The 19,679-nt window shown below is 69.9% G+C and carries 17 protein-coding genes; all 17 read left to right on the forward strand.

Annotation, left to right across the window (positions count from 1 at the left end; all coding sequences use genetic code 11):
* The first annotated feature begins 28 nt into the window (after window positions 1-28).
* The 17 genes from ACIHEI_RS00845 (at window position 29) to nuoN (ending at window position 19,559) form a co-directional block, all read left to right on the forward strand.
* A complete protein-coding gene (locus tag ACIHEI_RS00845) occupies window positions 29-724 on the forward strand; it encodes a demethylmenaquinone methyltransferase (protein ID WP_387638426.1) in 696 nt (231 codons plus the stop codon).
* 90 nt (window positions 725-814) lie between these two features.
* Window positions 815-2,095, forward strand: coding sequence for a geranylgeranyl reductase family protein (locus ACIHEI_RS00850; protein WP_100587508.1), 1,281 nt, complete (start codon window positions 815-817; stop codon window positions 2,093-2,095).
* Window positions 2,096-2,302: 207 nt separating this feature from the next.
* Window positions 2,303-3,241, forward strand: coding sequence for a restriction endonuclease (locus ACIHEI_RS00855; RefSeq protein WP_396605163.1), 939 nt, complete (start codon window positions 2,303-2,305; stop codon window positions 3,239-3,241).
* Between the two features lie 531 nt (window positions 3,242-3,772).
* Entirely contained in the window at window positions 3,773-4,132 is a 360-nt protein-coding gene (locus ACIHEI_RS00860) for an NADH-quinone oxidoreductase subunit A (protein ID WP_014137597.1), read from the forward strand.
* Between the two features lie 66 nt (window positions 4,133-4,198).
* Window positions 4,199-4,753 carry an NADH-quinone oxidoreductase subunit B family protein gene (locus tag ACIHEI_RS00865; RefSeq protein WP_035865125.1) on the forward strand — a complete coding sequence of 185 codons (555 nt, stop codon included), beginning with the start codon at window positions 4,199-4,201 and terminating at the stop codon, window positions 4,751-4,753.
* Window positions 4,750-5,469: an NADH-quinone oxidoreductase subunit C gene (locus ACIHEI_RS00870; protein WP_387638421.1), complete on the forward strand. Its 720-nt coding sequence runs from the start codon at window positions 4,750-4,752 to the stop codon at window positions 5,467-5,469. Before ACIHEI_RS00865 ends, ACIHEI_RS00870 begins: the two co-directional genes overlap by 4 nt.
* Window positions 5,469-6,797, forward strand: a complete 1,329-nt coding sequence (locus ACIHEI_RS00875; RefSeq protein WP_392946794.1) for an NADH-quinone oxidoreductase subunit D — start codon at window positions 5,469-5,471, stop codon at window positions 6,795-6,797. Before ACIHEI_RS00870 ends, ACIHEI_RS00875 begins: the two co-directional genes overlap by 1 nt.
* A 17-nt stretch (window positions 6,798-6,814) precedes the next feature.
* Entirely contained in the window at window positions 6,815-7,534 is a 720-nt protein-coding gene (gene nuoE, locus ACIHEI_RS00880; protein ID WP_392947236.1) for an NADH-quinone oxidoreductase subunit NuoE, read from the forward strand.
* Window positions 7,534-8,892, forward strand: coding sequence for an NADH-quinone oxidoreductase subunit NuoF (gene nuoF, locus ACIHEI_RS00885; RefSeq protein ID WP_392946796.1), 1,359 nt, complete (start codon window positions 7,534-7,536; stop codon window positions 8,890-8,892). The genes nuoE and nuoF overlap by 1 nt, the downstream gene beginning before the upstream one ends.
* On the forward strand, window positions 8,889-11,336 hold the full coding sequence (locus tag ACIHEI_RS00890; protein WP_396605164.1) for an NADH-quinone oxidoreductase subunit G: 2,448 nt from the start codon (window positions 8,889-8,891) through the stop codon (window positions 11,334-11,336). The genes nuoF and ACIHEI_RS00890 overlap by 4 nt, the downstream gene beginning before the upstream one ends.
* The gene (gene nuoH / locus ACIHEI_RS00895) at window positions 11,333-12,667 is read left to right on the forward strand and encodes an NADH-quinone oxidoreductase subunit NuoH (protein WP_387638411.1); all 1,335 of its coding nucleotides are present in this window, start codon (window positions 11,333-11,335) and stop codon (window positions 12,665-12,667) included. The genes ACIHEI_RS00890 and nuoH overlap by 4 nt, the downstream gene beginning before the upstream one ends.
* 8 nt (window positions 12,668-12,675) lie before the next feature.
* Window positions 12,676-13,257: an NADH-quinone oxidoreductase subunit NuoI gene (nuoI, locus tag ACIHEI_RS00900; RefSeq protein WP_387638409.1), complete on the forward strand. Its 582-nt coding sequence runs from the start codon at window positions 12,676-12,678 to the stop codon at window positions 13,255-13,257.
* Window positions 13,254-14,105: an NADH-quinone oxidoreductase subunit J gene (locus tag ACIHEI_RS00905; RefSeq protein ID WP_396605165.1), complete on the forward strand. Its 852-nt coding sequence runs from the start codon at window positions 13,254-13,256 to the stop codon at window positions 14,103-14,105. Before nuoI ends, ACIHEI_RS00905 begins: the two co-directional genes overlap by 4 nt.
* Window positions 14,102-14,401 (forward strand): NADH-quinone oxidoreductase subunit NuoK, encoded by a 300-nt coding sequence (gene nuoK, locus ACIHEI_RS00910; RefSeq protein WP_043915678.1) that lies wholly within the window; start codon window positions 14,102-14,104, stop codon window positions 14,399-14,401. Before ACIHEI_RS00905 ends, nuoK begins: the two co-directional genes overlap by 4 nt.
* 15 nt (window positions 14,402-14,416) lie before the next feature.
* A complete protein-coding gene (nuoL, locus tag ACIHEI_RS00915) occupies window positions 14,417-16,312 on the forward strand; it encodes an NADH-quinone oxidoreductase subunit L (protein WP_387865690.1) in 1,896 nt (631 codons plus the stop codon).
* A complete protein-coding gene (locus tag ACIHEI_RS00920; RefSeq protein WP_387638399.1) occupies window positions 16,312-17,925 on the forward strand; it encodes an NADH-quinone oxidoreductase subunit M in 1,614 nt (537 codons plus the stop codon). The genes nuoL and ACIHEI_RS00920 overlap by 1 nt, the downstream gene beginning before the upstream one ends.
* Window positions 17,922-19,559 carry an NADH-quinone oxidoreductase subunit NuoN gene (gene nuoN / locus ACIHEI_RS00925; RefSeq protein ID WP_396605166.1) on the forward strand — a complete coding sequence of 546 codons (1,638 nt, stop codon included), beginning with the start codon at window positions 17,922-17,924 and terminating at the stop codon, window positions 19,557-19,559. Before ACIHEI_RS00920 ends, nuoN begins: the two co-directional genes overlap by 4 nt.
* The last annotated feature ends 120 nt before the right edge of the window (window positions 19,560-19,679 follow it).

Consider the following 19,679-nt stretch of genomic DNA (forward strand, 5'->3'; position numbering starts at 1 on the left):
TCCGGGGGGCTGGGTTAACAATGGGGGCGTGACCCGAGCCCATCTGGACAAGCAGCCGCACGATGTCGCCGCCATGTTCGACGACGTCGCGGCCAAGTACGACCGCACCAACGACGTGCTCTCGCTGGGCCAGGCCCGGCTGTGGCGCCGCGCGGTGGCCGATGCGGTGGGGGCCGTCGCGGGCCAGCGCATCCTGGACCTCGGTGCGGGCACCGGGACGTCCTCGCTGCCGTTCCTGGAGGCCGGCGCGGATGTCGTGCCGTGCGACTTCTCGATCGGGATGCTGACCGAGGGCAAGAGCCGGCACCCCGAACTGGCGCTGACCGCCGGCGACGCGACCCGGCTGCCGTTCGCGGACGAGTCGTTCGACGCGGTGACGATCTCCTTCGCGCTGCGCAACGTGCAGGACCACCAGGGCGCGATGCGCGAGATGCTCCGGGTCACCAAGCCCGGTGGCAAGGTGGTGATCTGCGAGTTCTCCACGCCGACCTGGACGCCGTTCCGCACCGTGTACACCGAGTACCTGATGCGGGCGCTGCCGCCGGTGGCCACCAAGGTGTCCTCGAACCCGGAGGCGTACGTCTACCTCGCCGAGTCGATCCGGTCCTGGCCCGACCAGCCTTCGCTGGCCGCCGAGTTGCAGCAGGCCGGCTGGACGAAGGTGGCCTGGCGCAACCTGACCGGCGGCATCGTGGCCCTCCACCGCGGCTTCAAGGCCCCGTAGACTGCGAGGGTTCGGCACTCCGGGCCGTTTCCGACGACGGAGGGTCCGGACCCGACCCCCGTGACCCCGACGCGCTCAGGAGAGAGCCGAATGACCGAGACCGCCGTGGAGTCCACCGCCGACGTCATCGTGGTCGGGGCCGGTCCGGCCGGCTCCACCACCGCGTACTGGCTGGCCCAGGCGGGCCTGGACGTACTGCTGCTGGAGAAGACCGAGTTCCCGCGCGAGAAGGTGTGCGGCGACGGCCTGACGCCGCGCGCCGTCAAGCAGCTGGTGGACATGGGCATCGACGTGTCCACCGAGAACGGCTGGCTGCCCAACAAGGGCCTGCGGATCATCGGCGGCGGCGTCCGGCTGGAGCTGGACTGGCCGGAGCTGGCCTCGTTCCCCGACTACGGACTGGTCCGCAAGCGCGCCGACTTCGACGAACTGCTGGCCCGTCAGGCGCAGAAGGCCGGCGCCCGGCTGTACGAGAACTGCAACGTCAGCGGCCCCATCCAGGACCGCACCGGCCGGATCACCGGCGTCACCGCCAAGCTCGGGCCGGAGAAGCGCGAAGTCGCCTTCCACGCCCCGCTGGTGGTCGCCGCCGACGGCAACTCCACCCGGCTGTCGCTGGCCATGGGCCTGCACCGGATCGAGTCCCGGCCGATGGGCGTCGCCTACCGGACGTACTTCACCTCGCCCCGGCACGACGACGACTACCTGGAATCCTGGCTGGAGCTGTGGGACACCCGCGGCGGGCAGAAGAAGCTGCTGCCCGGCTACGGCTGGATCTTCGGCATGGGCGACGGCACCTCCAACGTCGGCCTCGGCATCCTCAACTCCTCGCCGGCGTTCGGTGACCTGAACTGGCGCGAGGTGCTGAAGAGCTGGTGCGCCGGCATGCCCGAGGAGTGGGGCTACACGCCGGAGAACATGACCGAGCCGATCCGCGGCGCCGCCCTGCCGATGGCCTTCAACCGCCAGCCGCACTACACCCGGGGCCTGCTGCTGGTCGGCGACGCCGGTGGCATGGTCAACCCGTTCAACGGCGAGGGCATCGCCTATGCGATGGAATCCGGCCAGCTCGCCGCCGGCGTCATCGTCCAGGCCATGGCCCGCATCACCCCCGAGGGCCGCGAGCGGGCCCTGGCCCGCTACCCGCAGATCCTCAAGGACACCTACGGCGGCTACTACACCCTCGGCCGCGCGTTCGTGAAGATGATCGGCAACGACCGCGTGATGCGCATCGCCGCCGAGCGCGGCCTCACCCACCCGGTCCTGATGAAGTTCGTCCTCAAGCTCCTGGCCAACCTCACCGACCCCACCGGCGGCGACGCCGCCGACCGCATCATCAACGGCCTCGCAAAGGTCGCCCCCCGGGCCTGAGGACGCAGCGCCCTCAACAGGGCCCGCCGGAAGTACCGATCGCCTGAAGGACGCCCGCCGCACTCGATGCGGCGGGCGTCCTTTTCGTTGCCGCCACCGGCGGGTCCACCAGGAGCCAGGGACGACGGGCGAAAAGGTCTGGCGGACGCTCGGGGCGATCGGGTACTTTTATAGGGTTAGATTTTCACCTAAACGCAGGGGGATCCAGTGAGCGACTGGAACATCGAGATCGGGCGCGAGCTCAAGCGGGTGGACATCCATGCCGAGTACGGCGGTCGCAGGCAGGGCGGGATCGGGCCGTCGCGCGTCGCGCCGGTCGTCCTGCTCTTCACCGACCCGGTGAAGGGGCACCGCCACGGTTACTTCGACGGGTGGGGCGAGGACGGCTGCTACCACTACGCGGGGGAAGGCCAGGTGGGCGATCAGAAGATGACCCAGGGCAACCTCGCGATCCTGAACCACCGCAAGGACGGAAGGGATCTCCACCTCTTCCAGGGCGTGTCGTCGGGGGTGACCAGGTACATCGGGCAGTTCGAGCTCCCCGCGGACGACCCGTGGTACCTGACGGACGCGCCCGAGACGAACGACGGCCCGGTGCGCAGTGTGATCATGTTCCGCTTGCAGCCGGTGAAGGCCGCACCGCCCAGCGGCGTGCAGCTTCCGCACACGCCCGAGCCCAAACTCCTCGTGCGGGAAGTGGAGATCGAGCAGCAGTACGTCGAGCGAACCTACGTCGAGCCGCACCGTGAGCCGTACGAGGCCGAGCGCCGTGAGGCCAAGCTCGTCCGGGACTACGCGGATCACCTCCGTGCTGCCGGGCACGTTGTGGTCCGGCAGCGGATCGAGCCTGCCGGCGAGCTCAAGCCGATCATCACGGACCTCTTCGACAAGACGGCCAACCGCCTCGTCGAGGCCAAGGGCACGGTCACTCGCGAAGCGGTCAGGATGGCCGTTGGCCAACTGTTCGACTACGGGCGTCACTTCGAGCCGATCCCGAGCTGGGCCCTGCTGGTTCCGTCGAAGCCTCGACCGGACCTGATCGCGCTCTGCGGCTTCGCGGGGGTGGAGGTCATCTGGCCCGAGGATGGCGGGTTCCACGAGGCGGGCAACCTGCGGGCTGCCGAGGAGCGAGGAGCGGGCGCCTAACGGGGAGTCGTGGTGCCGAGGGGCGGCGGGCGGACGGAAGCGTCTGTTCGCCGCCTTTTGCGTGCCGTGGGGGCGGTACCGCGGTGCCGGCGGCCGGTCGTTCTTGAGTGCTTGTGAACGAAGGGTCAAGCGGGTGGGGGTCGGGGTCCATCGGGTGGGTGAGGGGCTTTATCACGTAAACGTGATCATGCAGAAATTTGCTTGTTCCGCCGCACAATTGATATAGGCCGTGGCCGAACAGCGGTTGTTTCGCGTTGAGTTGCGACTGTATGTGGCCAAGTGCCTGCTCTGGGTCGAACAGTGGTGCCCTGTGCCGGTCTGTGCGGTTCGTCGGGTGGCGAAGATCACAAAGATCGTCGGGAACTGCGTGTCGCAGATCACAAGCAGACAGGCATAGGATGCGCTCCAACCTGGCTTTGTGAACTGCCTCACATGGAGCCGGATCTCACGAAGTGGATCATCGGTTCACCGCTGGTGACCTGGTGGTTCCGATCTGCAGTCAAGGACGACTGGACGGAGGGAGCGGGGGCTATGAATGCCTACGCGCCGATCCTCGTACTCGGTGCCATTGCCGCGGCGTTCGCGGTCGGCTCCGTGGTGATGGCCTCGCTCACCGGCCCGAAGCGCTACAACCGGGCCAAGTTGGAGGCGTACGAGTGCGGCATCGAACCGACCCCGCAGCCCGTGGGCGGCGGTCGGTTCCCGATCAAGTACTACCTGACGGCGATGCTGTTCATCGTCTTCGACATCGAGATCGTCTTCCTCTACCCGTGGGCGGTCAGCTTCGACGCCCTGGGGATCTTCGGGCTGGTCGAGATGCTCCTGTTCATCGCCACCGTGTTCGTCGCCTACGCCTATGTGTGGCGCCGCGGCGGCCTGGAGTGGGACTGACCCCCGACCCCGTGTTTGTGAACGGGCGGACAAGCCACCGGACTCGAAGGCATTGAGAGGGAACTGATGGGTATCGAGGAGAAGCTGCCGAGCGGCTTTCTGCTCACCAGCGTGGAGGCCGCCGCGGGTTGGGTGCGGAAGGCTTCGGTCTTCCCGGCCACCTTCGGGCTCGCCTGCTGCGCGATCGAGATGATGACCACGGGGGCGGGCCGTTACGACCTGGCCCGGTTCGGCATGGAGGTGTTCCGCGGGTCGCCGCGGCAGGCCGATCTGATGATCGTGGCGGGCCGGGTGAGTCAGAAGATGGCTCCGGTGCTGCGCCAGGTGTACGACCAGATGCCGAATCCCAAGTGGGTCATCTCGATGGGCGTGTGCGCCTCCTCCGGCGGCATGTTCAACAACTACGCGATCGTCCAGGGCGTCGACCACATCGTGCCCGTGGACATCTACCTGCCGGGCTGTCCGCCCCGTCCGGAGATGCTGCTGGACGCGATCCTCAAGCTGCACGACAAGATCCAGCACGAGAAGCTCGGCGTGAACCGCCGCCGGGCCGAGGAGGAGGCCGAGCGCCTCGCGCTGCAGGCCACCCCGACCAGTGAGATGCGGGGGCTGCTGCGATGAGCGAGCAGGAGAAGGGCGAGCAGGCCGAGGTTCCGGCGACGCGGCGGGAGATTCCGGTCGAGGTGGTCGGCACCCGGCAGGGGATGTTCGGTGCGCACGGTACCGGCGACACCTCGGGTTTCGGTGGACTGAACGCCGCGATCGTGCTGCCCGGCCCGAGCGAGCGGCCGTACGGCGGCTACTTCGACGAGGTGGCGGACGAGTTCGAGGGCGCGCTGGAGGAGCAGGGCCTCGACGTCGACGACGTGATCGAGAAGACCGTCGTGGACCGCGGCGAACTGACCTTCCACGTCGCCCGCGAGCACCTGCTGAAGGCGGTGCGGATCCTGCGCGACGACCCGGCGCTGCGGTTCGAACTGTGCCTGGGCGTCAGCGGCGTGCACTACCCGAGCGAGGTGGGCCGGGAGCTGCACGCGGTCTACCACCTGCGTTCGATCACCCACGGCCGGCTGATCCGGATCGAGGTGACCGCGCCGGACGCGGACCCGCGGATCCCGTCCGTGGTGAGCGTCTACCCGACCAACGACTGGCACGAGCGGGAGACCTACGACTTCTTCGGCCTGGTCTTCGAGGGCCACCCGGCGCTCACCCGGATCATGATGCCGGACGACTGGCTGGGGCACCCGCAGCGCAAGGACTACCCGCTCGGAGGCATTCCCGTCGAGTACAAGGGCGCCCAGATCCCGGCGCCCGACCAGCGGAGGTCGTACACCTGATGAGCAGCACACAATACGAAGCGGGCTCCAGGGAGACCACCGAAGGACGGGTGTTCACCGTCACCGGTGGCGACTGGGGCGAGGTCGCCGAGGCCGTCGTGGGCGCCGACGACGAGCGGATCATCGTCAATATGGGCCCGCAGCACCCGTCCACCCACGGCGTGCTGCGGCTGATCCTGGAGATCGACGGCGAGACGGTCACCGAGGCCCGCTGCGGCATCGGGTACCTGCACACCGGCATCGAGAAGAACATGGAGTTCCGCAACTGGGTGCAGGGCACCACGTTCGTGACGCGGATGGACTACCTCACTCCGCTGTACAACGAGACCGCCTACTGCCTGGCCGTGGAGAAGCTCCTCGGGATCACCGCTGACATTCCCGAACGGGCTTCCGTGATCCGGGTGTTGATGATGGAGCTGAACCGGATCTCCTCGCACCTGGTGGCCCTCGCCACCGGTGGCATGGAGATCGGCTCCACCACCCTGATGATCTACGGCTTCCGCGACCGCGAGACCATCCTGGACATCTTCGAACTGGTCACCGGCCTGCGGATGAACCACGCCTACGTCCGCCCGGGCGGGCTGGCGCAGGACCTGCCGCCCGGCGCGGTCGACAAGATCCGCGAGGGCGTCAAGCTGCTCCGCTCCCGGATGCACGAGTACGACAAACTCGCCACCGACAACCCGGTGTTCAAGGCCCGCCTGGTCGACGTCGGCTTCCTCGACCTGCCCGGCTGCCTGGCGCTCGGCGCCACCGGCCCGATCCTGCGCTCCACCGGGCTGCCGCACGACCTGCGCAAGACCGACCCGTACTGCGGGTACGAGAACTACGAGTTCGACGTCGCGACGGCCGACAGCTGCGACTCCTACGGGCGGTTCGTGATCCGCCTGGAGGAGATGAAGCAGTCGCTGCGGATCGTCGAGCAGTGCCTGGACCGGCTGAAGCCCGGACCGGTGATGGTCGCCGACAAGAAGATCGCCTGGCCCGCCCAACTCGCCGTCGGCCCCGACGGCATGGGCAACTCGCTGGACCACATCCGGAAGATCATGGGCACCTCGATGGAGGCCCTGATCCACCACTTCAAGCTGGTCACCGAGGGCTTCAAGGTGCCGGTCGGGCAGGCGTACGCGGCCGTCGAGTCGCCCAAGGGCGAGCTCGGCGTGCACGTGGTCAGCGACGGCGGCACCCGGCCCTACCGGGTGCACTTCCGCGACCCGTCGTTCACCAACCTGCAGACGATGGCGGCGATGTGCGAGGGCGGCCAGGTGGCCGACGTGATCGTGGCAGTGGCCGGGATCGACCCGGTGATGGGAGGCGTGGACCGGTGAGCAGCACAGAACTCGGCCTGCCGGCGCTGCCGGCCAAGCCCTACCCGCCGGAGGTCGAGCAGCGACTGGCCGCCGACGCCGCCGAACTGATCGCCCGCTACCCGCACTCCCGCTCCGCGCTGCTGCCGCTGCTGCACCTGGTGCAGGCCGAGGAGGGCTTCGTCTCGGCGACCGGAATCCGGTTCTGCGCCGAGCAGTTGGACCTCACCACCGCCGAGGTCACCGCGGTCGCGACCTTCTACACCATGTACCGGCGCCGCCCGGCCGGCGAGTACCACGTCGGGGTGTGCACCAACACGCTGTGCGCGGTGCTCGGCGGCGACCAGATCTTCGACGAGTTGAAGCAGCACCTGGAGATCGAGAACAACCGCACCACCGAGGACGGCGCGATCTCGATCGAGCGGATCGAGTGCAACGCGGCCTGCGACTACGCGCCCGTGGTGATGGTGAACTGGGAGTTCTTCGACAACCAGACACCGGAATCCGCACGGGAGTTGGTGGACCGGCTGCGCGCGGGCGAAGAGGTCCGGCCGACCCGCGGCGCGAAGCTCTGCTCGTTCAAGGAGACCTCCCGGATCCTGGCCGGTTTCGCCGACGAACGCGAGGGCGCGGTCGACGAGTCCGGGGCCGGCGGCGCGCCCTCGCTGGCCGGCCTGCGGCTGGCCAAGGGCGAGGCACTGCCCGGCACCCCGGGCGCCAAGGTGGTCTCCCCCCGGCACGAAGGGACGGAAGCGTGATGACCTCCGCCGAGCCGGCCGAGAAGCTGCTCTCCCCGGTCCTCTCCGCGTTCTGGGACGACCACCGCCCCTGGACGCTCGAAACCTACCGCCGGCACGGCGGCTACGACGGCCTGCGGGCCGCCCTGGCGATGGCCCCGGACGACGTGATCGCCCTGGTCAAGGACTCCGGCCTGCGCGGCCGCGGCGGCGCCGGCTTCCCCACCGGCATGAAGTGGCAGTTCATCCCGCAGAACGACGGCAAGCCGCACTACCTGGTGGTCAACGCCGACGAGTCCGAGCCGGGCACCTGCAAGGACATCCCGCTGCTGTTCGCCAACCCGCACTCGCTGATCGAGGGCATGGCGATCGCCTCCTACGCGATCCGCTGCAACCACGCCTTCATCTACCTGCGCGGCGAGGTCGTCCCGGTGCTGCGCCGCCTGCAGGCCGCCGTCGCCGAGGCTTACACGGCGGGGTTCCTCGGCAAGGACGCCCTCGGCGAGGGCATCGACCTCGACATCACCGTGCACGCGGGGGCCGGCGCGTACATCTGCGGCGAGGAGACCGCACTGCTGGACTCGCTGGAGGGCCGCCGCGGCCAGCCCCGGCTGCGCCCGCCGTTCCCGGCGATCGCCGGCCTGTACGCCTGCCCGACGGTGGTCAACAACGTCGAGTCGATCGCCTCGGTGCCGCCGATCCTGGCCCGCGGCAAGGAGTGGTTCAAGTCGTTGGGCACCGAGAAGTCGCCCGGCTTCACGCTGTACTCGCTGTCCGGGCACGTCACCAACCCCGGGCAGTACGAGGCCCCGCTCGGCATCACGCTGCGCCAGCTGCTGGACATGTCCGGCGGCGTCCGGACCGGGCACCGCCTCAAGTTCTGGACGCCGGGCGGCTCGTCCACCCCGATGTTCACCGACGAGCACCTCGACGTCCCGCTCGACTACGAGGGCGTCGGCGCGGCCGGCTCGATGCTCGGCACCAAGGCCCTGCAGGTGTTCGACGAGACCACCTGCGTGGTGCGGGCCGTCACCCGGTGGACCGAGTTCTACGCCCACGAGTCCTGCGGCAAGTGCACCCCCTGCCGGGAGGGCACCTACTGGCTGGTCCAGCTGCTGAAGCGGATCGAGGCCGGCCAGGGCGTGCCCGGCGACCTGGAGAAGCTGCTGGACATCGCCGACAACATCAACGGCAAGTCCTTCTGCGCGCTGGGCGACGGTGCCGCCAGCCCGATCGTCTCCTCGCTCCAGCACTTCCGTGCCGAGTACGAGCAGCACATCAACGAGCACCGCTGCCCGTTCGACCCGGCGGCCTCCACCGTCTGGGCCGACCGGGCCTCCGTCCACGAGTCCGCCACCGAGAGGGAGGTGCACGCGTGACGGTCACGGAGCCTTCGTCCACCCAGACCGAGCTGGTCACGCTCACCATCGACGGCGTCGAAGTCAGCGTCCCCAAGGGCACGTTGGTGATCCGCGCCGCCGAGCAGATCGGCACCCAGATCCCGCGCTTCTGCGACCACCCGCTGCTCGACCCCGCCGGGGCGTGCCGCCAGTGCATCGTGGAGGTCGAGGGGCAGCGCAAGCCGGTCGCCTCCTGCACCATCCCGGTCGCCGAGGGCATGGTGGTGCGCACCCAGCTGTCCTCGCCGGTCGCCGAGAAGGCGCAGCGCGGCGTGATGGAACTGCTGCTGATCAACCACCCGCTGGACTGCCCGGTCTGCGACAAGGGCGGCGAGTGCCCGCTGCAGAACCAGGCGATGACCAACGGCGACGCGGAGTCCCGGTTCGAGGGCGTCAAGCGGACGTACGAGAAGCCGATCCCGCTCTCCACCCAGGTGCTGCTGGACCGCGAGCGGTGCGTGCTGTGCGCGCGCTGCACCCGGTTCTCGCAGCAGATCGCCGGTGACCCGTTCATCGACCTGGTCGAGCGCGGCGCGCTCCAGCAGGTCGGCACCGGCGTCGACCAGCCGCTGGACTCGTACTTCTCCGGCAACACCATCCAGATCTGCCCGGTCGGCGCGCTCACCTCCGCCGCCTACCGGTTCCGCTCCCGCCCGTTCGACCTGGTGTCCTCCCCGTCCGTGTGCGAGCACTGCTCGGCGGGCTGCGGGCAGCGCACCGACCACCGGCGCGGCAAGGTGCTGCGGCGCCTGGCCGGCAACGAGCCGGAGGTCAACGAGGAGTGGAACTGCGACAAGGGCCGGTTCGCGTTCCGCTACGCCCAGCAGCGGGACCGTTTCACCTCGCCGATGGTGCGCCGTGACGGCGAACTCGTCGCGGTGTCCTGGTCGGAGGCGCTCGCCGAGGCCGCCGAGGGGCTGCGCGGCAAGCGGGCCGCGGCGCTGGCCGGCGGCCGGGTCACCGTCGAGGACGCCTACGGCTGGGGCAAGTTCGCCCGCCTGGCACTCGGCACCAACGACGTCGACTTCCGCTCCCGCCCGCACAGCGCCGAGGAGGCCGAGTTCCTGGCCGCGGTCGTCGCCGGGCACGGGACGGATGTGGACGGCGGCGGGGTGACGTACCGCGAGCTGGAGGCCGCACCGGCCGTGCTGCTGGCCGGACTCGAAGCGGAGGAAGAGGCGCCGATCGTCTTCCTGCGGCTGCGCAAGGCCAACCGGGCCACCGGACTGCGGGTGTTCTCGATCGCCTCGCACGCCACCCGGGGCCTCGCCAAGCTGCACGGCGCGCTGCTGCCCGCCGCCCCCGGCACCGAGGCCGAATGGCTCGGCGCGCTCGCGGGCGACGAGGTGCTCGCCGACGACGCGGGACGCTGCGCCGACGCGCTGCGCTCCCCGGGCGCGGTGATCCTGGTCGGCGAACGGCTCGCCCAGACCGCCGGCGGCCTGACCGCCGCGCTGCGCCTGGCGCAGACCACCGGGGCGAAGCTCGCCTGGGTGCCGCGCCGGGCCGGCGAGCGCGGCGCGGTCGAGGCGGGCGCGCTGCCCGGGCTGCTGCCCGGCGGCCGGTCCGTCGAGGTGCCCGCCGCCCGCGCCGAGGCCGCCACCCACTGGGGCGTCGACGAACTGCCCGCCGCGCCCGGCCGCGACACCGGCCGGATCCTGGCCGCCGCCGCGGCCGGCGAGCTGGACGCGCTGGTGATCGGCGGCGTCGGCCTGGACGACCTGCCGGACCCGGCGTTCGCCGAACAGGCCCTGGAGAGCGTTGAGTTCGTGCTCTCGCTGGAGCTGCGCCCGTCCGCCGTGACGGCGCACGCCGACGTGGTGCTGCCGGTCGCGGCCGTCGCCGAGAAGGCCGGCACCTTCCTGGACTGGGAGGGCCGGGTCCGGATGTTCGAGCCGGCCATCAAGCCCGACCAGCTGATGGGACGCCACCTGCACGCCGACGTCCGGGTGCTGTCGATGCTCGCGGACGCGCTGGAGCGGCCGATCGGCCTGCCCGACGTCCGGGCGGCCCGGCTGGAGCTGGACCGCTTCGCCCCCTGGCAGGGCGACCGCCCCGCCGAGCCCGCCGCGCACCCCGCCGCGCTGCCCCGTCCCGTCACCGGGCAGGCCGTGCTGGCCGGGCACCGGATGCTGCTCGACAACGGCTCGCTGCAGGACGGCGACGAGCACCTGGCCGGCACCCGGCACCCCGTGGTGGCCCGGCTGTCCGCCGCCACCGCCGCCGAGATCGGCGCCACCGGCGCGCTGCTGCGGATCTCCGGCCCGGCCGGGTCGCTGACCCTGCCGCTGGAGGTCACCGGGGCGATGCCGGACCGCACGGTCTGGCTGCCGCTCAACTCGACGCCCGGCGGCGGCGTGCACCGCACGCTCGGCACCACGCTCGGCCACCTGGTCACCATCGCCCCGGCGGAGGAATCATGACGGACCTCGCTGCTGCGTACGACACTCTGGGCTACTTCGGCCGCGACCCGTGGTGGCTGGTGCTGCTGAAGGCGGTGTTCTGCTTCGCCTTCCTGGTGCTGACGGTGCTGATCGCGATCGTCTGGGAGCGCAAGGTCGTCGCCTGGATGCAGCTGCGGATCGGCCCGAACCGGCACGGCCCGTGGGGTCTGCTGCAGTCGCTGGCCGACGGTGTGAAGCTGGCGCTGAAGGAAGATCTGGTGGTGAAGGGCGCCGACAAGGCGGTCTACATCCTGGCGCCGATCGTCGCGGCGATCCCCGCGTTCATGGCGTTCGCGGTGATCCCGTTCGGCCCGGCGGGCAACGAGGTGTCGATCTTCGGTACCCGGACGCCGCTGCAGCTCACCGACCTGCCGATCGCGCTGCTGTACATCCTGGCCACCGCCTCGGTGGGCATCTACGGCATCGTGCTGGCGGGCTGGTCGTCCGGTTCGACGTACCCGCTGCTCGGCGGTATCCGCTCGTCCGCCCAGATGATCAGCTACGAGATCGCGATGGGCCTGTCGTTCGCGGCGGTGTTCATCTACTCGGGCTCGATGTCGACCTCGGAGATCGTCTCCTCGCAGCAGCCGACCTGGTTCGCGGTGCTGCTGCCGGTGTCGTTCATCGTCTACATCATCGCGATGGTCGGCGAGACCAACCGGGCCCCGTTCGACCTCCCGGAGGCCGAGGGCGAGCTGGTCGGCGGTTTCAACACCGAGTACTCCTCGCTGAAGTTCGCGATGTTCATGCTGGCCGAGTACGTCAACATGGTCACCGTCTCGGCGGTCGCCTCGACGCTGTTCCTCGGCGGCTGGCGGGCCCCGTGGCCGATCTCGACGTTCTGGGCGGGTGCCAACCACGGCTGGTGGCCGATGCTGTGGATCGTGCTGAAGATCCAGCTGCTGCTGTTCTTCTTCATCTGGCTGCGCGGCACGCTGCCCCGGCTGCGCTACGACCAGTTCATGAAGCTCGGCTGGAAGGTGCTCATCCCGGTCTCGCTGGTGTGGCTGGTGATGGTGTCCGCGGTGCGGGCGCTGCGCAACGAGGGCTACGACTTCACCAAGGTGCTGCTGTACGTGGGCGCCCCGCTGGCGGCGATCCTGCTGATCGCGCTGGTGGCGGACGTGATCCGGAAGAAGCCCGCGGAGCCGCCGGCCGCCGCCCCGCCCGCGGCGTTCGACCCGATGGCCGGCGGCTATCCGGTGCCGCCGCTGCCCGGTCAGCAACTGCCGCCCGTCCCGCGCCGCCGTCGCCGGACCCCGCAACTCCAGGACGCCCTCAACGGGGCCGACCATTCCGAAGGGAGCTGAGCCCCGCCATGTCTGACGAATCTTCGGAAAAGTCGGTCCTCGGGCCGGCCGCCGGCTTCGGCGTGACCTTCAAGGCCATGTTCAAGAAGCGGCTCACCGAGCAGTACCCGGAGTACAAGAAGCCCACCGCTCCGCGTTTCCACGGTCGCCACCAGCTGAACCGGCACCCGGACGGTCTGGAGAAGTGCGTCGGCTGCGAGCTGTGCGCCTGGGCCTGCCCGGCCGACGCGATCTACGTCGAGGGCGCCGACAACCATGACGACGAGCGGTACTCGCCCGGCGAGCGGTACGGCGCGGTCTACCAGATCAACTACGCCCGCTGCATCCTGTGCGGGCTGTGCATCGAGGCCTGCCCGACCCGGGCGCTCACCATGACCAACGAGTACGAACTGGCCGACGACAGCCGGCAGGACCTGATCTTCACCAAGGAGCAGCTGCTGGTCGGGCTGACCGAGGGCATGGTCGACTCGCCGCACGCGTACTTCCCCGGCGCGGACGAGGGCGCCTACTACCGGGGCGAGATCACCGGCGCCGCGCCGGGCACCGTGCAGCAGGAGAAGCACGCGCACGACAAGGAGGCGCAGTCATGACCTCCACCGGCGAGGCCGTGCAGTTCTGGGTGCTGGCCGTGATCGCGGTCGGCGGGGCGCTCGGCATGCTGCTGATGAAGAAGGCGGTGCACTCGGCGCTCTGCCTGGCCGCCACCATGCTGTCGCTGGCGGTCTGTTACCTGGCGCAGGGCGCGGTGTTCCTGGGTGTGGTGCAGATCGTGGTCTACACCGGCGCGATCATGATGCTGTTCCTGTTCGTGGTGATGCTGGTCGGCGTCTCCTCGGCGGACTCGCTGAAGGAGCAGCTCAAGGGCCAGCGGATCGCCGCGGTGCTCTGCGGCGTGGGCTTCGGCGTGCTGCTGATCGCCGGTCTGGCGAACGCCAAGCTGTCGCACTTCACGGGCCTGTCCGAGGCGAACGCCGAGGGCAACGTGCAGGGCCTGGCGAAGCTGATCTTCACCAAGTACGTCTGGGCGTTCGAGGTGACCGGCGCGCTGCTGATCACCGCGGCGGTCGGCGCGATGGTGCTGACCCACCGCGAGAAGGTCCGCGACCGCCTGACGCAGCGTCAACTCGCCGCGCAGCGCGTCAAGGACAACATCCAGGTGCCGCCGATGCCCGCCCCCGGCGTGTACGCCCGGCACAACGCGGTGGACATCCCGGCGCTGCTGCCCGACGGCACCGTCGCCGAGGACTCGGTGATGGGCACCCTGCGCGAGCGCGGCCAGATCCGTGACGTCAGCCAGGAGATGCTGCGGCGGATGGCCGAGCTGGAGGAGAGCACCGCCGACTGGCTCGGCCGGCCGTCCTCCGCCCGTCCGAAGGTCACCGGGCCCCGCCAGGCGCTGGAGACCGTGCCGACCCCGAGCAAGGAGGAGGCGGAGTGAACCCGGTCAACTACCTGTACCTGGCCGCGCTGCTGTTCACCATCGGCGCCTCCGGCGTGCTGATCCGGCGCAACGCGATCGTGCTGTTCATGTGCGTGGAGTTGATGCTGAACGCCTCGAACCTGGCGCTGGTCACGTTCTCCCGGCTGCACGGCAACCTGGACGGCCAGATCCTCGCGTTCTTCACCATGGTGGTCGCGGCGGCCGAGGTCGTGGTCGGCCTCGCCATCATCGTCTCCATCTTCCGGACCAGGCACTCCGCTTCGGTCGACGACAGCAACCTGATGAAGCTGTAGGCGGAGGGCCCTTCAGTGAACTCTCTCATTCCGCTGCTGGTCGCGGCGCCGCTGGCCGGCGCTGCCCTGCTGCTGCTCGGCGGACGGGCCCTGGACCGTTTCGGGCACTGGATCGCGACCGCTCTCGCGGCGCTTTCCTTCGCCTTCGGCCTCACCCTGTTCGCGGACATGCTCGGCCGCGACACCGCGCACCGGGCCGTCATCGAGCGGCTGTACACCTGGATCCCGGTGGACGGCTTCCAGGCCGACATCTCCTTCCAGCTCGACCAACTGTCCATCGTCTTCGTGCTGTTGATCACCGGCGTCGGCACCCTGATCCACCTGTACTCGGTGGGCTACATGGCGCACGACGAGCGCCGCCGCCGGTTCTTCGGCTACCTGAACCTGTTCGTGGCCGCCATGCTGCTCCTGGTGCTGGCCGGCAACTACCTGCTGCTGTACGTCGGTTGGGAGGGCGTGGGCCTCGCGTCCTACCTGCTGATCGGGTTCTGGCAGCACAAGCCGAGCGCCGCGACGGCCGCCAAGAAGGCGTTCATCGTCAACCGGGTCGGCGACATGGGCCTGTCCATCGCGATCATGCTGATGTTCGCGGAGTTCGGCTCGTTCGCCTTCGGCCCGGTGTTCGGCGCGGCCGGCGACGCGAGCCAGGGCAAGCTCACCGCGATCGCGCTGATGCTGCTGCTCGCCGCCTGCGGCAAGTCCGCGCAGGTGCCGCTGCAGTCCTGGCTGGGCGACGCGATGGAGGGCCCGACCCCGGTCTCCGCGCTGATCCACGCGGCCACCATGGTGACCGCCGGCGTCTACCTGATCGTCCGCTCCGCGGCGATCTTCGACCTGGCCCCCGACGCGCAGACCGTCGTCGTGGTGGTCGGCGCGGTGACGCTGCTGTTCGGTGCGATCGTCGGTTGCGCGAAGGACGACATCAAGAAGGCGCTGGCCGGCTCCACCATGTCGCAGATCGGCTACATGATCATGGCGGCCGGCCTCGGCCCGATCGGCTACGCCTTCGCGATCATGCACCTGGTCACCCACGGCTTCTTCAAGGCCGGACTGTTCCTCGGCGCCGGATCGGTCATGCACGGCATGAACGACGAGGTGAACATGCGTCACTACGGCGGCCTGCGCAAGTACATGCCGGTCACCTTCTGGACGTTCATGGCCGGCTACGCGGCGATCATCGGCTTCCCGTTCCTGTCGGGCTTCTGGTCGAAGGACCAGATCATCGACGCGGCGTTCGCCAAGGGCGGCACCGAGGGCTGGATCCTCGGCGTGTGCGCGCTGACCGGTGCCGCGATCACCGCGTTCTACATGACCCGGGTGGTGCTGCTCACCTTCTTCGGCGAGAAGCGCTGGCAGCCGGACGAGAACGGCAACCCGCCGCACCCGCACGAGTCGCCGAAGAGCATGACCGTTCCGATGGTCCTGCTGGCCTTCGGCTCGGTGTTCGCGGGCGGGCTCTTCACCCTCGGCAGCTCCTTCGTGAACTTCCTGACGCCGGTCACCGGCCACGAGGAGGGCCACTCCCCGATCAACTCGGTGACCGTCAGCGTGATCGCCACCGTCTGCATGCTGGCCGGCGCCGGCCTGGCCTATGCGATGTACGGCCGCAGCCCCGTCCCGGTGCAGGCACCGGTCGGCTCGCTGCTCACCCGGGCCGCCCGCCGCGACCTGCTGCAGGACGACTTCAACCACGCCGTCCTGGTCCGGCCCGGCTCGGCGCTCGCCGCCACCCTGGTCTGGTTCGACAGCAGGGGCCTGGACGGCTTCGTCAACGGCTTGGCCGCCGCCATCGGCGGGCTGTCCGGGCGGCTGCGCCGGATCCAGACCGGATACGTCCGGACGTACGCGCTCTCCATGTTCGGCGGCACGCTGGTGCTGGTCGCCTCCACTCTCCTGATGAGGTCGGTCTGATGAGCTACCTCCTCTCCGCCACCTGTGCCGTCCCGGCCGCCGGAGCAGTGCTCACCGCTGCCCTCCCGGCCGGCACCGGCGAGGCCCGGCGGCGCACCACCAAGGCCGTCGCGCTCGCCGTCTCGGCGGTCACCCTGGGGCTGGCCGTCGCGGTCGCCGTCGCCTTCGAACCCGGCGGCCCCCGTTACCAGTTGACCGAGTCCTACAGCTGGATCCGGTCCTTCGGGATCAGCTTCTCGCTCGGCGTGGACGGCATCGGCGCCGTGCTGGCACTGCTCACCGCCGTGCTCGTCCCGCTGGTGATGCTGGCCGGCTGGCACGACGCCGACCCCGCCGCGCCGGAGGGCTCCTTCGAGTCCAAGCGCCGCACCCAGGGCTTCTTCGCCCTGATCCTCGCCGTCGAGGCGATGGTGCTGGTGTCCTTCCTGGCCACCGACGTGTTCGTGTTCTACGTGTTCTTCGAAGCCATGCTGATCCCGATGTACTTCCTGATCGGCGGCTTCGGCGACCGGGCCGGCGGACCCGACTCGGACCGCCAGCGCTCCTACGCCGCAGTGAAGTTCCTGCTGTACAACCTGCTCGGCGGACTGGTCATGCTGGCCGCCGTGATCGGCCTGTACGTGGTGGCCGCCGACCAGGGGCACGCGACGTTCAGCCTGCCCGCGCTGACCGACGCGATCTCCTCCGGCAAGCTGGTGATCGACCCGACCGCGCAGCGCGCGCTGTTCCTCGGCTTCTTCTTCGCCTTCGCGGTGAAGGCCCCGATGTGGCCGCTGCACACCTGGCTGCCGAACGCGATGGGGGAGTCCACCGCCGGAACCGCCGTGCTGATCACGGCAGTTGTCGACAAGGTCGGCACCTTCGCGATGCTCCGGTTCTGCCTCGGCCTGTTCCCGGACGCGTCCAAGACCTTCGCCCCGGCGATCCTGGTGCTGTCGCTGATCGGCATCGTCTACGGCGCGCTGGTCGCCATCGGACAGAAGGACATGAAGCGGCTGGTCGCCTACGCGTCCATCTCGCACTTCGGGTTCATCATCATGGGCATCTTCGCGATGACCAGCCAGGGCCAGTCCGGCGCCACCCTCTACATGGTCAACCACGGCATCTCCACCGCCGCGTGGATGTTGGTCGCGGGCTTCCTGATCTCCCGCCGCGGCTCGCGCCTGATCGCCGACTACGGCGGCGTGCAGAAGGTCGCGCCCGTGCTGGCCGGCACCTTCCTGATCGGCGGACTCGCCACCCTGTCGCTGCCCGGCATGGCCCCGTTCGTCAGCGAATTCCTGGTCCTGGTCGGCACGTTCACCCGCTACCCGGTGATCGGCATCATCGCCACCTTCGGCATCGTGCTGGCCGCGCTGTACGCGCTGATGCTGTACCAGCGCACCATGACCGGCCCGGTGAAGGCCTCCGTGCAGGGCATGCCCGACCTGAAGGCCCGTGAACTCGCCGTCGTAGCCCCACTGGTGGCCCTCACCCTGCTGCTCGGCGTCTACCCGCAGCCGCTCACCAAGATGGTGAACCCGGCCGTGAACGACACCCTCGGCCAGGTCCACCGGACCGACCCCGCGCCCGCCCACCCGGTCGCCGCCACCAACGGAGGTGAGCAGAAGTGATCGCCACCCACGCGCTGGCCGCCGCCGGCGGCAACAGTCCGAGCATCCCCGCCCCGCACATCGAGTACGGCCAACTCTCGCCGATGCTGGTGGTGTTCGGCGCCGCCCTGATCGGCATCCTGGCCGAGGCGTTCCTGCCGCGACGGCTGCGCGCCTCCAGCCAACTCGGCATCTCGCTGACCGGCCTGGTCGGCGCGTTCGTCGCCGTGGTGGTGCTCGCCGCCCAGGGCCACGCCTCCACCAAGGCCGGGCTGCTCGCGATGGGCTCGGTCGCGATCGACGGGCCCGCGCTGTTCCTGCAGGGCGTCATCCTGCTGACCGCCGTCCTCGCCGTCCTCACCTACGCCGAGGGCCGGCTGGAGCCGCGCATCAACGGCCACCGGATCGACGCGTTCACCGCGCAGGCCGCCGCCGTCCCCGGCGGCGAACAGGAACGCGAGGCCACCCGCGAGGGCATGCGGACCACCGAGATCTACCCGCTCACCCTGTTCGCGGTCGGCGGCATGCTGCTCTTCCCCGCCGCCAACGACCTGCTGACCATGTTCGTGGCGCTCGAAGTGCTGTCCCTGCCGCTGTACTTGATGTGCGCGATCGCCCGGCGCCGCCGCCTGCTCTCGCAGGAGGCCGCCGTCAAGTACTTCCTGCTCGGCGCGTTCGCCTCCGCGTTCTTCCTGTTCGGCACCGCCCTGCTGTACGGCTACGCGGGCAGCGTCCGGCTCGGCGACATCGCCGACGTGGTCGCCGGCACCGCCCCCGTCACCCCCGCGCTCGCCGTCACCACCCAGAACGACGCGCTGCTGCTGATCGGCCTGGCCATGCTCGCCGTCGGCCTGCTGTTCAAGGTCGGCGCGGTGCCGTTCCACTCCTGGACGCCGGACGTCTACCAGGGCGCGCCCACCCCCGTCAGCGGGTTCATGGCCGCCGCCACCAAGACCGCCGCGTTCGGCGCCATGCTGCGGCTGTTCTACGTCGCCTTCCCCGGCATCCGCTGGGACTGGCGGCCCGTCATGTGGGGCGTCGCCATCCTCACCATGGTGGTCGGCTCGATCCTCGCCGTCACCCAGCAGGACGTGAAGCGCCTCCTCGCCTACTCCTCGGTCGCGCACGCCGGCTTCATCCTCACCGGCCTGATCGCCACCGACCGGCGCGGCGTCGCCGCCGTCCTCTTCTACCTGCTCGCCTACTCCTTCGTCACCCTCGGCGCGTTCGCCGTCGTCACCCTGGTGCGCGACTCCAAGGGCGAAGCCACCCACCTCTCCAACTGGGCCGGCCTCGGCCGCCGCTCACCGCTGCTCGCCGCGGTCTTCGCGCTGTTCCTGCTGGCCTTCGCGGGCATCCCGCTCACCTCCGGCTTCACCGGCAAGTTCGCGGTCTTCCAGGCCGCGGCCGCCGGCGGCGCCACCCCCCTGGTGATCGTCGGTGTGCTGTCCTCCGCGATCGCCGCCTTCTTCTACATCCGCGTCATCGTCCTGATGTTCTTCTCCGACCCCCAGCCCGCCGGCCCCGCCGTCGCCGTCCCCAGCGCCCTCACCGCCACCACCATCGCCTTCGGCGTCCTGGTGACGCTCGGCCTGGGTCTGCTCCCGCAGTACTTCCTCGACCTGGCCACCAAGGCGTCGGTCTTCATCCGCTGAGCCCTTCCCCCCGGCCACCGGCCCCCGCCACCACCCGGCGGGGGCCGGACTGCTGTTCGGAGGGTGAACGGCACGTCGGCGAACCGATTCGGCAGTCATTGGTCGCCGTAGGTTCGGCTC

Source organism: Kitasatospora sp. NPDC051984, from assembly GCF_044593455.1.
Classification (GTDB): Bacteria; Actinomycetota; Actinomycetes; order Streptomycetales; family Streptomycetaceae; genus Kitasatospora.

Bases quoted from the DNA above. Each gene is read 5' to 3' on its own strand.
- ACIHEI_RS00850 (WP_100587508.1), top strand. From the start codon at position 815: ATGACCGAGACCGCCGTGGAGTCCACCGCCGACGTCATCGTGGTCGGG.
- ACIHEI_RS00860 (WP_014137597.1), top strand. From the start codon at position 3,773: ATGAATGCCTACGCGCCGATCCTCGTACTCGGTGCCATTGCCGCGGCG.
- ACIHEI_RS00865 (WP_035865125.1), top strand. From the start codon at position 4,199: ATGGGTATCGAGGAGAAGCTGCCGAGCGGCTTTCTGCTCACCAGCGTG.
- ACIHEI_RS00870 (WP_387638421.1), top strand. From the start codon at position 4,750: ATGAGCGAGCAGGAGAAGGGCGAGCAGGCCGAGGTTCCGGCGACGCGG.
- ACIHEI_RS00875 (WP_392946794.1), top strand. From the start codon at position 5,469: ATGAGCAGCACACAATACGAAGCGGGCTCCAGGGAGACCACCGAAGGA.
- nuoF (WP_392946796.1), top strand. From the start codon at position 7,534: ATGACCTCCGCCGAGCCGGCCGAGAAGCTGCTCTCCCCGGTCCTCTCC.
- nuoH (WP_387638411.1), top strand. From the start codon at position 11,333: ATGACGGACCTCGCTGCTGCGTACGACACTCTGGGCTACTTCGGCCGC.
- nuoI (WP_387638409.1), top strand. From the start codon at position 12,676: ATGTCTGACGAATCTTCGGAAAAGTCGGTCCTCGGGCCGGCCGCCGGC.
- ACIHEI_RS00905 (WP_396605165.1), top strand. From the start codon at position 13,254: ATGACCTCCACCGGCGAGGCCGTGCAGTTCTGGGTGCTGGCCGTGATC.
- ACIHEI_RS00920 (WP_387638399.1), top strand. From the start codon at position 16,312: ATGAGCTACCTCCTCTCCGCCACCTGTGCCGTCCCGGCCGCCGGAGCA.